This window comes from Mesorhizobium sp. LjRoot246, assembly GCF_964254115.1.
Taxonomy (GTDB): domain Bacteria; phylum Pseudomonadota; class Alphaproteobacteria; order Rhizobiales; family Rhizobiaceae; genus Mesorhizobium.
Map to the genome: position 1 here is coordinate 4051343 of NZ_CAXUSN020000001.1, position 12991 is coordinate 4064333.

The following is a 12991-nucleotide window of genomic DNA, read 5'->3' on the forward strand; positions in this document are numbered from 1 at the left end:
CAAAGTTCTCCCGCTTAGTTCTTCTTTTTGTTGAGGAAACTCCAGGGCGAGTTGACCGGCAGCGTGACGGTGTCCGGCACGCTGCCGACAGCGACCACGTCTGCCTTGCGCACACTGTAGCCTGACTGGATGACGCTGACGCCATCGAGGATGAACAGCTGGCTCTTCTCCATGTCCGGCTTCAGTGCCCCGGTGACGGCGACCGGCTGATAAGCTTCCGACATCTTGTAGGGGTGAGCCGGCGTGACCAGGACGATCTGGTTGGGCGGCGGCGTCGGCATGTGGCTGCAGGCACCCGTCCACGGCACCAGCAGGAACTGATAGACAAGATCACCGTCGCGATCGACCGGCAATGCATAGCCGGCCAACTGAATGCTTTTGTCCTGCAGGTTGAGGGACAACGTCTCGCCATGGTCGGGCAATTTTGCCGCGATCATCGGCAGCCCGACGTTTTCGGCGGCGGATTGCGTAGCCGGGCGCAGATCCTTCCAGAATATATGCGCGGTTTCGGCCGAGACTTGGCCGATGGAAACACCAAACGCCACAGCCAGGATGGCAACTAACTTAAGGCGGTTATTCATGAGCTCCATTCTTGGCCAGTCTGCCGCCTGAATCGAGTCACACCGTCGTGATTCAAGAGCACTTCTTGCAGATGTCGGATTAATCCGCACTGTGAATGCACACTTTCGCTCTTGCACGCAATTCGATCGGTGTGATCGAGTGGCGCACCACCGGCCCCGGTACACCGAATGGCGATCGATGATCCTCGCGGGAAGTTAGATACGAACAAAACGTTGGGAAACCGCCGAAATTGTCTTGCCCGATCGCGACAGCGGAGCAGAAAATAGCATTGCAATGCCTACAAACCGATGGCGTCCGTCGTCGCTATCACCAGACATGGAGAAGCACCATGCCAACCGGCCATGATCTCAGTGGGCTGATGAAATTTCTTGGCCGGGACGAATGGCAAGGATGTTTCAACGAGGTTTTCGACGATCATTTCGGCCCGGTTCTCGAAGCTTGCGAGATGGAATTCGAAGACCTCGCCGGAATCGTCAGCGACGATTGGGCAATGACCCTATGGGGCTGTGCCTTCGAGGATTTCCTGACTCAGGAGTTCGATGGCCAGCCCGCAAATATCGTCGATGATTATGTCAAGCGCCGGGGTTGGAAGGAAAGCGCGCAATCCAGGGCCTATATGCTGGCGCTGCGGACCTCCGTCATGAGCTTGTATGAGGTCAGTAATGTGGTGCCGGGGCAATCCCTTGTGGCGCGCGACCTTATCCGTGGAGGCGAGCCGGTCACCGTTAGCGAGGGCACCGCCACCAAGACGCTGAAACAATGGGACAGGATCGCCGCGCGGATCGTACCTGTCATGGGCAAGAACATCCTTGCGGGCGGCGTTTTGCCGTTCACCCCGCAGGCTACCGAGTCATTGTTCGACGGCCTGCGAACCACATTCGGCAAGAAAAAAACAAAAAAGCTACCTGCGTTGAATGATGAAGAACTGCAGGCGATGGCATCATTATTCACTCTGTCATGGTTGTTTGACACCCTCGACAGGGTGATGCGCGGGCCATTGCTGCAAAACAATGACGGCGACGAGATCGTTTTCCACAATGTCCGTTTTCCCTTGGCGTCCGGCGTGGCACCTCAGGACATCGCTTCCCGGCTGAGCAGAATTCCGGGCATGTTGCAGGAAAGCGAGAAATTCTGGAGCTGGATGGAAGAGGTGCCGCAAGGTAGAGACAAGCCAAAAACGGCGGGGGCAACCACAGTCGACACCCTGATGGACAGTGGTTCGAATGTGATAGGCAATGCCGAGCTGAAGGACCGCTTCCTGCATTTGTCCACCAATTCCGCAGCGCGTGCGAAAAATGGGACGGACCTGATCCGCCAGGTCCTCGGCGATCTTGTGCGGACGCCCCTTACAGAAATCCGCACTGTCGAACAGATGATGGCCGAGCGGCCAGGCAGACATACCCAAACGCCGTCATCGAGCATTTCGTCGGAAATCGCCGAAGAGACCATTCACCAGTTCTTGGATCGGCATTATCTGGATACTCTCGACCAACCGGTCGCAATGTTGGGTAACAAAACACCGCGTCAAGCCGCCAGGACCCCGGCCGGCCGGCAAAAGACGGCCGACTGGCTAAAATATCTCGAAAACCAGACGGCCAAACAACCAGATCCCAACCATCCCATGGCCACCTACAGTTTCGAATGGATATGGAAAGAACTCGGCCTTCGCGACTTGCACCGATAGCCCCCTCCACGGCAGCGCCCAGTAATGCACTGGGCCTGAAGCATTTTGCAGCCCTGAAATCATCGGGGGCCGAAGAGGCCGCCAAATGGGACGAAGGCGCTCTCAATTCGAGCGCGTCTCACTCCAGCGTCAACGCTCGAGCCGCATCACATGTCGGCGAGAACCGGCCATGCCGATCTCGCGGAAGCCGCGGGCCGCAAACATATCGCGAAAACCCATGAAGCTGTAGCTCGGTGACGCCTGGTCGACCGGGTAAGCCTCGATCGTGCTGGCGCCCTTGGCGAAGGCGTAGTCGATGGCCGCGGCAAGCAGCGCCGACGCCAATCCACCGCCGCGCAAGGCTCTCGGCACATAGAAGCAGACGATCGACCACACGCCTGTCTCGCTGTCGTCCTGTTGCCGGGAAAGCCGACGATAGGTCTCGCGCGGCGCAACCGAGCACCAGCCGACCGTTTTGCCTTCAACGCGGGCGAGGATGCCGACGGGTGTATCGGCCTCGATGAGCGAAATGATGGCCCGTTTCTTCTCGTCGTTCGGGACATGCTCGCGGCTGGGAAGGTTGCGCCAGGCCATGCACCAGCAATATTTCGGCCCGCCCGGCTGTTCGAACAGGTTTTCGAAATCGGCGCGTGTCGATCGCGTCACCGCCGAGAAGCGAATTTCCGCGCCGTCAGCCTTTCCTGGCGGCAATCCGCGCGAGCGTCTTGGCATTGGTCAGCTCCCTCACTGCATCCTTGCCGATCCAGCGCGCCGTCCTGTCGGCCGACTGCGCCAGCCGTTCAGCGACAGCAAGGGCAGCGCTATGCATAGCCATCGATCGTTTGCCGATCGACCGAAGCGCCCAGTTTACGGCTTTCTTCACGAAATTGCGGCTGTCGGTGGCATGCGCTTCGATGATCGGCAGGAAGGCGAGGAAGGTCGCCTCCGGCTCTTTCTTCCGATGAACGACAGACCAGGCCATCATGGCAAAGGCCGTGCGCCGAACGAATTCCCGCTCGTCGGCCGCGAATTCGGCGATCAGTTCCTTCCAGGCGTCCGTGTCGACGAAGAGATCCGAGACGCCATCGACGATATCCCAGGAATCGAAGCTCGCTGCCCATCTCCTTGCATCTTCAGTAGAAAACCGCTGCGGGTCAGCCGTGACGGAAGCGATGAACTGCGCCTCCATGATGCCGGTGTCCCATAGCTCGAAGGCGCGCTCGTGGTTGCGTTTGATCTTCCTGGCGATCTGCCGCTGCACGCCGTGCGAGATGCCAAGGGCGCGGTCGATCTTGATGCCGTAGCGCAACATGCCGAGGCGGTTCTCCTGCGAGCCGATGGCGCGTAGGTGGGCGACAATTTCCTCGGCACTGGATTGAGGCGAGAGCTCCGTCACCGCAGCAACCTATTTTTCGAGACGCGCGAGCAGTGAGGACGTGTCCCAGCGCTTGCCGCCCATCGCCTGCACGTCCTTGTAGAACTGGTCGACAAGCGCGGTGACCGGCAATCTGGCGCCATTGCGGTCGGCTTCAGCCAGGCAGATGCCGAGGTCCTTGCGCATCCAGTCGACGGCGAAGCCGAAATCATATTTGCCGGCGTTCATCGTCTTGTGGCGGTTCTCCATCTGCCAGGAGCCTGCGGCGCCCTTGGAGATGACCTCGATCACCTTCTCGATGTCGAGCCCCGCCTTCTTGCCGAAATGGATGCCTTCGGCCAGACCCTGGACGAGGCCGGCGATGGTGATCTGGTTGATCATCTTGGTGAGCTGGCCGGCGCCGGCCGACCCCATCAGGCCGACCATGCGGGCAAAGGCATCGATGACAGGCCTGGCCTTGTCGAATGCCGCCTGCTCGCCACCGACCATGACGGTCAGCACGCCGTTCTCGGCACCTGCCTGGCCGCCGGAGACCGGTGCATCGAGGAACGAAAACCCGGCGGCTTCAGCTGCTGCAGCCAGCTCGCGCGCGACCTCGGCCGAGGCCGTCGTATTGTCGATGAAGATCGAACCTTTCTTCATCGATTTGAAGGCTCCTCCCGGACCCGTCGTCACCGAACGCAGATCGTCGTCATTGCCGACGCAGGAGAAGACAAAGTCTTTGCCTTCGGCTGCTTGCGCCGGCGTCGCGGCAAGGCTGCCGCCGTGCTGGCCAACCCACTGCTCGGCCTTGGCCTTGGTGCGGTTGTAGACGGTGACGTCATGCCCGCCCTTGTTCTTCAAGTGCCCGGCCATCGGATAGCCCATCACGCCAAGACCGAGAAATGCCACAGATGCCATGAGCTTGCCCTTCAGAATGGAATTTGCCGCGAGACCTCTAGGCCCTGCGCTCAATTCGTCAAGACGCGTGTGGCCAGATCGGCTGGTGCAGCCGAATTGAACACGGTCAGCGTTTCAGGTGAATGGTGATCCGGCGCTCGATCCATTCAATGCCATGGCGCAGGATCTCGACCATTACCAGATAGACGAGGGCGACCCAGATATAGGCCTGAATGTCGAAGGAGTTGGCGAAGGCGAGCTTTGCATTGCCCATCAGATCATAGACCGTGATGATGGCGACGATGGCGGACGCCTTGACCATTAGGATCAGTTCGTTGCCATAGGGCCGCAAGGCGACGATCAAGGCTTGCGGCAGGATGATCTTTCGCAAGGTCTGCAATTTGTGCAGGCCAAGCGAGGCCGCTCCTTCCCATTGCCCTCTTGGCACGCTTTCTATGGCGCCGCGCAGGATTTCAGCCTGATAGGCAGCGGTGTTGAGCGCAAAGGCAAAGACGCCGCAATTGAACGCGTCCTTGAAAAAATCCCAGAGGCCAACCGACTGGAGTTCGACGCGGAACGAGCCCAATCCGTAGTAGACGAGATAGGTCTGGACCAGCAGCGGCGTGCCGCGGAAGAAATAGACGTAGCAATAGGCGAGGCCGGACAGGATCCGGTTGCTGGACATGCGTCCAAAGGCGACAGGCACCGACAGCATCGCGCCGAGCACCATCGATATGGAAACCAGCGACAGCGTTACCCCAAGCCCTCGCAAATAGGCCGGCGCATATTTGGCGAAGAAATCGGGATTCCAGGCAAGGAAGAGATAGCTGACGATGCCGAGGCCGAATAAAATCCACAGGCAGACCAGCGCATAACCGGCGACACGCCTGCGCGGCCAACCCCGCGCCTGTGGCGGGGGCCGTTCGACCATTGTGGCTGTGGCGCTCATCGCTGCGCCTCCCGCCTGCCAAGCGAGCGCAGAATGGCGCTGGTGGCGAAGGAAGACACGACGGCCAGGCCAAGAAAGACCAGGGAGGCGACGCCGAAGAACAGGAAGGCGTGTTTGGTGACGCGGGCGGCGATGCTGGCATTGCGCAGCGTCTCGGCCAGGCCGACGACCGATACCAGCGACGTGTCCTTGAGCAGGCTGAGCCAGCAGTTCTCCAGGCCGGGGAACGCGATGCGCAGCAGCTGCGGCACGATCACCTTGCGCATGGTCAGCCAGTTGGAAAGCCCGATTGCGTAGCCGCCCTCATATTGGCCTTTGGGAATGGCGCGGAAGGCGGACAGAAAAACCTCACTGGCATAGGACGAGAAGATCAGCGCAAGCACGATCATGCCGGCGACGAAGCTGTTGACGTCGATGGTGGCGTCCGGCCGGAAATACCGGACTAGATGCTGCAGCAGGATCGGCATGCCGAAGAAAAACAGGAAAAGCGTCACCAGCTCCGGCAGGCCGCGAAAGACCGTGGTGTAGATGTTGGCGGCAAGGCGCAGCGACGGCTCTTCGGACTGTTTGGCCAGTGCAATGAAAAAGCCGATCGTCAAGCCGATAGGCAGCGTGGCCAGCGCAAGCGCAACGGTGATCAGCGCGCCATAGGCGATATCGTCAAGCCAGCCTTCGGGTCCCCAACTGAGAAGTGTCCATATGCTTTGGGCTGGCATCGACAGGTCTTATCTCCACGGCGTTCCCGAAACGAATAGAAAGACGGCGGGGAAATTCCCCGCCGTCTTGATCCTGTCTATCAGGACTCGGCGCCGTAGACGTCGAACTTGAAGTACTTGTCGTTAATTTCCTTGTATTTTCCATTGGCGCGGATGGCGTCGATGGCCGAGTTGAGCTTGTTGACCAGGTCGGTCTCGCCCTTGCGCACGGCAATGCCGGCACCTGGCCCGAAGATCTCGACCGGTTGCGGCGAAGGCTGGCCGAGGATCTTGCAGCAAGCGCCATCAGGCGAATCCAGCCACTGCTGCAGCACGACGATGTCGTCCTCGATGGCGTCGAGACGGCCATTGGCAAGATCGGCCTGCTCCTCGGGGCTGCTCGGATAGCCCTTGACGGTGCTGTCGGTGTAGGTCTTCGAGGCATAGTTGAAATGCGTGGTCGTGGTGGCGACGCCGATGGTCTTGCCGGCGAGGTCTTCCTTGGTCACGCCTTTCAGCGTGCTGTCCTTCGGCACGGCGAGCGCCGACGGCGTGTTGTAGTATTTGTTCGAGAAGTCGACCTTCTCCTTGCGCTCGGGCGTGATCGACATCGAGGCGACGATGGCGTCGAACTTGCCGGCCTGTAGGGCGGGAATGATGCCGTCCCAATCCTGGGCGACGAAGGTGCACTTGACCTTCATCTCATCGCAAAGCGCCTTGGCGATGTCGATGTCGAAGCCGACGAGCTGACCGTCGGCGGTGAGGTTGTTGAATGGCGGGTAGGCGCCTTCGGTGCCGATCCTCAGGGTCTTTTCCTGGGCCTGGGCGACGCCGAGCGTCAGCAGCGCGGCCGATGCGGCAAGCGCGATACGCAGTGAAATACGCATAATGGTCCTCTCTTTATGGTCCCGGCCGTCGTTCCGAACGGCTCTGTGGGGCGGTGCTTTTGACCGCCCGCTGGCGCGATACTCCCACTCTTTCCAAGAAAAAAGCAACTGCAAAACCACAAAAATGGGCAAGCCTATTCTGCCGCTGCGTCAACGCTCAAGCAACGAGCCCGGTGGTGCGCTCGATGAAGTCGGCTATCGACTTTGCATCGTCAAGATCGAATACCGGCAGGGCTTCGCCTTCGGCCGCAAAATCGGCGGCGACGGCGACGATGTTGGGATCTCCTGCCGAGAGCGGCGTGCGGTCCTTCGCTTCCAGCCGGCGGGTTTCGATCTTGCGGTGGGCTTCGCGCTTGTAGCCCTCGACCAGCACCAGATCGCAAGGCGCAAGCCGTGACAGGACAGCCTTCAGCGTCGGCTCATCCTCACCACGCAGTTCGTGCATCAACGCCCAGCGAACACCGGAGACGATCGCGACTTCGGTGGCGCCGGCCTGGCGGTGGCGAAAACTGTCGGCACCCGGCTTGTCGATGTCGAAATCATGATGGGCGTGTTTCACTGTCGAGACTTTCCAGCCGCGCCGGACAAGCTCGGCGACCAGCTTTTCGGTCAGTGTCGTCTTGCCGGAGTTCTTCCAGCCGGTGATGCCGAAAACACGTTTGTTCATGGCTTCATGCTCTGCAACAGCCGCTCGGCAGAGACAAGATCATCGGGCTCGTTGATGTTGAAGAAGGGGTCGACCCCCGCCGATTGCGGAACCGGGAACTCCACTTCGACACAACCGTGCCGATCGATGAAAGCCGACACCCGCCTTATATCTTCATCGACCAGAAAATACCGCAAGGCATCACGGCAGGCGAGCGGCCAGAGCGCGAAGGTCGGGTGCCGCTTGCCGGCCGAGCAGGCAACGGCAATCGAATCGGGATGGCGATCGGCGGCCGCCGCCAGCCGTGCCACAAGGTCCAGCGGCAGGAAGGGCGTGTCGCCGGCAGCGCTGACGATCGCCTTGCAGGCCGTGTTGGCAACGGCCCACTCGAGGCCGGTCAGGATCCCGGCAAGCGGGCCGGCAAAGCCGGTCACCGTGTCGGCAAGCACCGGCAGTCCAAAGCGCGAGAACCGCGCCGGATCGCCATTGGCGCTGAGCGCCAGCAATTCGACCTGCGGGGCAAAGCGCGACACGAGTTGGTCAAGTACGCTGCCGCTGCCCAGCGGCAACAGGCTTTTGTCGCCGCCGCCCATCCGTCTCGACTGGCCGCCGGCCAGAATGATCCCCGCAATGTCTCGCTTCATGCCACGAAGCCTGTACGCCAGCCATCGGAAATCACAAGAACCTTCAATGACCTGGCTAGATTCCGTCCGGCACCATGGTGGGTCCGGTGCTTTCGGCGACGATCTTTCGCCGACCGACGATCCGCTCGCGGTAGAGCGCATAGAGACCGGAGCCGATGATGATGGTCGCGCCGACGATCATCGGCAGATCGGGAATGTCGGCGAAGATGAACAGGCCAAGCAGGATCGACCAGATAAGCGCTGTGTAGCGGAACGGCGCAATGAAGGAGATGTCGCCGGCCCGCATCGCCATGATGATGAATTGGTAGCCGATGAGCACCAGCACCGCGGCCAGGGCCAACAGGGCCGTGCTGTTGCCCGTCATCGGTGTCCAGCCGCCCATCGGCGGCAACAGTGCCGCGCCGACGATTGTCATGGCAAGCGCGGTCGCGGTCGACACCAGCAATGTCGGAATGGCCTTGGGAATCCGCTTGGTGGCAAGGTCGCGAACCGCGCAGCATCTACTCGCTGGCCAGCGCCGCCAGCGAGTAGATGCTGAAACCTTCGAAGCCAGGCCGCACGATGATCAGCACACCGGCAAATCCGATGGCGATGGCCAGCCAGCGGCGCCAGCCGACAGCCTCGCCGAAGACAAGTGCGGCCCCCATCGTCACCGCCAGCGGCAGCGCCTGCAGCACCGCCGAAACATTAGCGATCGGCAAATGGGCGAGGGCGACGAGGAAACTCACAGTGGCACCGGCCTCGCTGACCACGCGCAAGGCCACCAGAGGCTGCAGCATCGAGCCTGGGCGGGCGAGAGCGCCGCGCTGCCAGGCGAGCAAGCCGACGAAAAGCGAAGCAAAAGCCCCACGGATCAACATGACCTGTGCCATGTTCATCGATTGCGACGAGTATTTGGTGATGGCGTCGTTGAGGCAGAAGCCGGCCATCGCCACCACCATGAACAACGCGCCGCGAAGATTTGGAGACAGGGGCAAGACGGGCTACCGGTTCTGCTTTGCAGCAAGCCTGTAACAGCCAGGCATGAAACAGCAACAGCAAAGGGCTGGGCCACAGCCGTGTTTGTGGCCCAGAATGTCGCCTGCAATGGCGGCGGAACTTACTTCTTCGGCGTCAGCACCTCGTTGCCATTGCCTTCCTTGCCGGCGATCGTCCACAGACCGTGCAGCGAGCCATCGCCCATCATCTTGTAGACCACAAGGCCGATATCCTCATCCATGACATAGCCGGCGGAGAAGGCGTCATCGTTGCGCATACAGATGCCGTCGGAAGATGAGCCGCCCGTCTCCCAGTGAATGGTGCAGGTCGTTCCGCTGGTCAGCGCGATGGTCGCCTCGCCGCCATAGGCAGAGCCGTCGAAGTTGGTGCCGGCGACCGTATAGGTGCCGCCGATCGACTGGGCCGCAGCGGGCACGACCGCGAGGCCAAGCAGTGCCAGAGAAAGAGCAAGTTTGCGCATCATGTATTCCCCCGTTGGATGAAAACCGTCCCAGCGCGAACGCTAGGCCGGAACGGGCGCCCGGTAAATCAGGTGACCATTGCGGATAAGGATTTGTTCGCGGTGTGGCTGAAAATGCTCATGGTCCCCCAAAACTCTCACGGCCCTTTGAGACTGCCGGCGATGGCGCCGACCAGCGGGTCGTATTTCGACTTCAAGGCCGGCGGGTAGTCGATCCAGACCGTACGGATGACGCCATCCCCGCCGAACAGCCGACGCTCGTAGAAGATCTTTCCATCCTTCAAGCCCGACAGCACCGCCCAGTCCTTTCCGGCCTTGCTGTAGGTGACCTTGTAGCCCGGCGCCTTGCTCGCCTTCTCCGCTGCGACAAAGCCTTTCGGCGTATCGTCGTCGATGTTGAGGATGCCGGAGCAGATCAGGCTGGCGCCGTCGGCGCTCAGCCATACCTGCCCGTCGCCATTGTCGGGCTCAGGCTGGCGATCGGTGAAGATTTCGTCGGGGAAAGTGCAGACGGTGCCGAAGCGCTCGTTCACATAGGTGAACGGCGCGGCAATCGCGGTGCATGCCACGATCGCAGCGAAAGACGTTACGATTGAAAAGAGCCGCCGCATGCCTTGCCCCGAAGTCGATGACCGCACGGCAAGTCTTGCACGATTTTTCGAAAAAATCAGCCGCCGGTGACGCTCATGTGGCGCGAGACCGACGGACGGCTGGTGCGGCGGTCGATGATGAAGTCATGGCCCTTGGGCTTACGGCCGATCGCCTCGTCAATCGCATCGGCGACCAGTTCGTTACCTTCGGAGGCGCGCCACGAAAGCGCGAGACGTAATGATCCTTTGGACAGGTGCCCGATTTTGATTGCCTTGGCGTTCCCAGGGCATTTCGAAAATCAGAAACTCCAACCTTTCGCCTTCAGGAAACCCTCGAAGGTCGTACAAGCAATTCCAAAATGCTCGCAAACATTTGGGATCTTTGCAGCGTTCGGCTTAAGCCGCTCTTGTGTCACCACAGAGCCGCTGCACGTCTGCGCGGCGGCAATTAGAAAAGGGTCGGCGACAGGCTGGCCGGTCGTTTGTGCTTTGGCAGAGATCAATTGTGCGAAATGGGGCACGGAGAATATCTGCCCGACGAATGCAGCCTCCGCTGCCGTGGGCGGCTTGAATAACCCTATATTACCTTTGGCCCACGTGATGACGTTTGTCTCGGGGCAGGCCTCAAGCTCGCGCCACACCTCACGAACGGACACAATCTCCCCTGCGTCCACCTCGGCCTGAAACAGCTTCCAGAAAGTGGGAAATACGTCTTGATAGTACCGCTCAAGCTCTCGAAAGCTGCTGGTGTCCACGACGTAGATCACGCCGCCAGGCCCCGGAGGAACCGGCTCTCCAATTCATCGACTTGTTTGGGCTTCACGCCGATGAAGTCAGCGGCTTCATCTACGCTTATCTGGCGACGGCCATAGCGCGCGAACACTTCGCTCATAAGCCGTTCGCTGAGATAGGCACCCTTAGTGAGATAGAAGCTCCCGCCGGAGCTTTCCTTTCCGACCCTCTGGCCGTCCCACTCGAGCTTGCGCCTTTCATAGAAGTCTTGGCTAACGCGGTCCGCATCGCGGAATCGCCGCAGAATGACCTCGCGGCTGACGCGATAGCGGGCGGCCAACGCGGCGAAGCGATCCGACGAGAGGGCCTCAACATTTTGCGGGAGGCCGGCCACCTGCAAAGCGAAATCTTGCGCAGGCACCAAGATCTCTGCCGCGATCTGGTTGCAAAAGCGCTCGATCCTCTGCTCGGCCAGCGGTAGCCGCTTCAAGGACGCATCATCGAAAGTGCTGATCGCGCGCCAGCCGATCAGGACATGGGCAAGTTCATGCAGCAAACTGAATATCTGCCGGGTCTTGGTGGTGCTGTTGTTGATCATCACCACGGGCAATTCGGGATGCTCAAGACAGAAGCCCGATATTTCCCTTTGCTTGAAGGTGTCTTTGAAAACGAAAACACCACCAGCCTCGATGGCCTTGCGCCAGAGTTTCAACGCCTCGTCTCCATCGGCGGCGCCCCACTCGTTGGCACCTGGCGCTGGAACGTCAAGCGAGGCGCGCACCACCGCTGCTTGCGGTGCAATGGGCTTTGAGACGTCAAGGCCCACGCGCCTCCAGAGGGGCTCAGCGATGGGGGAGCGCCCATCAAATAGCTCGACAAGAGACGCCTGATAGGCCCGTGCGCGTCGGATCAAGAACACGGTCTCGCGGCTTAGGCGGCGCAGATCGGTGTCGGGCAGAGCGCGGAACTCAGCTTCTGGCTTAGGTTCTGCGGGCGGCGAGGGCAGAAAGAAGATAGCCAATGGCCGTTTGTAGAGTTCGTATGCCAGCTTTTCGAGCTGTGCATACGACGGCGCGTTAGTTCCGGACTCCCAAGCGTCGATCTCCTCGACCGCCTTCTTGAGCCGTCCGGCAACTTCCTCCAGAGAAAGGTGTGCCGACTCCCGCGCCCATTTCAGGAGCGCCGGTTGAACGCCAGGCAATGGCACGATCTTACTCATTCCTTGCTTCTTCTGCTTTCTCTGACATTGAACCGTACCTTGCGTCGGCAAATAGGCCAAGCGGGTCAGTTCTCAATTGCGTTGAATTATGGCAGCCGTGGCTTATCTGTGGCTGTGCATCGCACTTTTTCTGCGCGGGTTTCACTCGGCTCGGAAAGGGGGTCCCAGTGGTGAAACCTGACCCTTAGCTGCCTTCAAGCTTCTTTCGAAGCGCAACGTTCAACACAGCAAAGCCCTGTGAGATAAAGAACTGTCGGGCGTCCAGATTGTCGACCCAGGTATCCAAAGCTATTTCGTTGATACCTTCGGAAAGAGCCTGCTGTTCAACATGGCGCATCAAAGCCGTGGCAATTCCACGACGACGAGCGTCCGGCACAACCGAGATGTGATGGACATAGATGCGGGGCCGAGGAAGAGTAAAAGGGGTTTCCGGCCGCGCCTGCACCTCAAACCACACGTAACCGACCGGCACATGATTGGCCTTCGCGATACCGATCTTCCTCTTCGGGCCAACCAGTCGCGCCGCGAAGAATCTCCTCACACTTAACGGATCGGTCGCCTGCTTGAAATCGTCTGGATATAGCGCCGCGTGTAGATCCTGAACTACCTGATTGAGCCGAATGAGCGCTTCGAGGTCTTCTTCCGAAGCGGCCTTCACTTCTACCGACATC

The 12991-nt window shown here is 60.1% G+C and carries 15 protein-coding genes and 2 pseudogenes; 1 reads left to right on the forward strand and 16 read right to left on the reverse strand.

The genetic code is table 11. The features are described from left to right. Positions 1 to 14: 14 nt before the first annotated feature. Positions 15 to 581: a DUF3299 domain-containing protein gene (locus ACSQ3L_RS19635; protein ID WP_436161450.1), complete on the reverse strand. Its 567-nt coding sequence runs from the start codon at positions 579 to 581 to the stop codon at positions 15 to 17. Positions 582 to 910: 329 nt separating this feature from the next. Here ACSQ3L_RS19635 and ACSQ3L_RS19640 point away from each other — a divergent pair, with 329 nt between their 5' ends. Beyond that, positions 911 to 2266 (forward strand): hypothetical protein, encoded by a 1356-nt coding sequence (locus tag ACSQ3L_RS19640; RefSeq protein WP_436161451.1) that lies wholly within the window; start codon positions 911 to 913, stop codon positions 2264 to 2266. 129 nt (positions 2267 to 2395) lie between these two features. On the opposite strand, the gene ACSQ3L_RS19645 is transcribed toward ACSQ3L_RS19640, so the two are convergent. The 15 genes and pseudogenes from ACSQ3L_RS19645 to ACSQ3L_RS19715 all read right to left on the reverse strand — a co-directional run bounded on the left by ACSQ3L_RS19645 (position 2396) and on the right by ACSQ3L_RS19715 (position 12990). After that, positions 2396 to 2977 (reverse strand): GNAT family N-acetyltransferase, encoded by a 582-nt coding sequence (locus tag ACSQ3L_RS19645; RefSeq protein ID WP_436161452.1) that lies wholly within the window; start codon positions 2975 to 2977, stop codon positions 2396 to 2398. Next, positions 2937 to 3641, reverse strand: a complete 705-nt coding sequence (locus ACSQ3L_RS19650) for a DNA alkylation repair protein (RefSeq protein ID WP_436161453.1) — start codon at positions 3639 to 3641, stop codon at positions 2937 to 2939. The genes ACSQ3L_RS19645 and ACSQ3L_RS19650 overlap by 41 nt, the downstream gene beginning before the upstream one ends. 9 nt (positions 3642 to 3650) lie before the next feature. Next, positions 3651 to 4535 (reverse strand): NAD(P)-dependent oxidoreductase, encoded by an 885-nt coding sequence (locus ACSQ3L_RS19655; RefSeq protein ID WP_436163486.1) that lies wholly within the window; start codon positions 4533 to 4535, stop codon positions 3651 to 3653. Positions 4536 to 4626: 91 nt separating this feature from the next. Beyond that, complete coding sequence (locus tag ACSQ3L_RS19660) at positions 4627 to 5448, reverse strand: ABC transporter permease (RefSeq protein ID WP_436161454.1); 822 nt, start codon at positions 5446 to 5448, stop codon at positions 4627 to 4629. Continuing rightward, a complete protein-coding gene (locus ACSQ3L_RS19665; protein WP_436161455.1) occupies positions 5445 to 6164 on the reverse strand; it encodes an ABC transporter permease in 720 nt (239 codons plus the stop codon). Before ACSQ3L_RS19665 ends, ACSQ3L_RS19660 begins: the two co-directional genes overlap by 4 nt. Positions 6165 to 6244: 80 nt before the next feature. Further along, the gene (locus ACSQ3L_RS19670; RefSeq protein WP_436161456.1) at positions 6245 to 7030 is read right to left on the reverse strand and encodes an ABC transporter substrate-binding protein; all 786 of its coding nucleotides are present in this window, start codon (positions 7028 to 7030) and stop codon (positions 6245 to 6247) included. Positions 7031 to 7187: 157 nt separating this feature from the next. Next, positions 7188 to 7697, reverse strand: a complete 510-nt coding sequence (gene mobB, locus ACSQ3L_RS19675; protein WP_436161457.1) for a molybdopterin-guanine dinucleotide biosynthesis protein B — start codon at positions 7695 to 7697, stop codon at positions 7188 to 7190. After that, positions 7694 to 8320: a molybdenum cofactor guanylyltransferase MobA gene (gene mobA, locus ACSQ3L_RS19680; protein ID WP_436161458.1), complete on the reverse strand. Its 627-nt coding sequence runs from the start codon at positions 8318 to 8320 to the stop codon at positions 7694 to 7696. Before mobA ends, mobB begins: the two co-directional genes overlap by 4 nt. Before the next feature lie 55 nt (positions 8321 to 8375). Further along, positions 8376 to 9297 (reverse strand): annotated as a pseudogene (locus ACSQ3L_RS19685) (DMT family transporter). A gap of 122 nt (positions 9298 to 9419) precedes the next feature. After that, positions 9420 to 9779 (reverse strand): hypothetical protein, encoded by a 360-nt coding sequence (locus tag ACSQ3L_RS19690; protein ID WP_436163487.1) that lies wholly within the window; start codon positions 9777 to 9779, stop codon positions 9420 to 9422. Positions 9780 to 9916: 137 nt separating this feature from the next. Continuing rightward, positions 9917 to 10390, reverse strand: a complete 474-nt coding sequence (locus tag ACSQ3L_RS19695) for a hypothetical protein (protein ID WP_436161459.1) — start codon at positions 10388 to 10390, stop codon at positions 9917 to 9919. Positions 10391 to 10446: 56 nt separating this feature from the next. Further along, positions 10447 to 10608: pseudogene (locus ACSQ3L_RS19700) on the reverse strand (GTP 3',8-cyclase MoaA); the annotation flags it as partial. Between the two features lie 60 nt (positions 10609 to 10668). Then, the gene (locus tag ACSQ3L_RS19705; protein WP_436161460.1) at positions 10669 to 11136 is read right to left on the reverse strand and encodes a PIN domain-containing protein; all 468 of its coding nucleotides are present in this window, start codon (positions 11134 to 11136) and stop codon (positions 10669 to 10671) included. Beyond that, positions 11133 to 12320, reverse strand: a complete 1188-nt coding sequence (locus ACSQ3L_RS19710) for an ImmA/IrrE family metallo-endopeptidase (RefSeq protein ID WP_436161461.1) — start codon at positions 12318 to 12320, stop codon at positions 11133 to 11135. Before ACSQ3L_RS19710 ends, ACSQ3L_RS19705 begins: the two co-directional genes overlap by 4 nt. Positions 12321 to 12504: 184 nt before the next feature. After that, positions 12505 to 12990 carry an N-acetyltransferase family protein gene (locus tag ACSQ3L_RS19715; protein WP_436161462.1) on the reverse strand — a complete coding sequence of 162 codons (486 nt, stop codon included), beginning with the start codon at positions 12988 to 12990 and terminating at the stop codon, positions 12505 to 12507. Position 12991 lies beyond the last annotated feature (1 nt).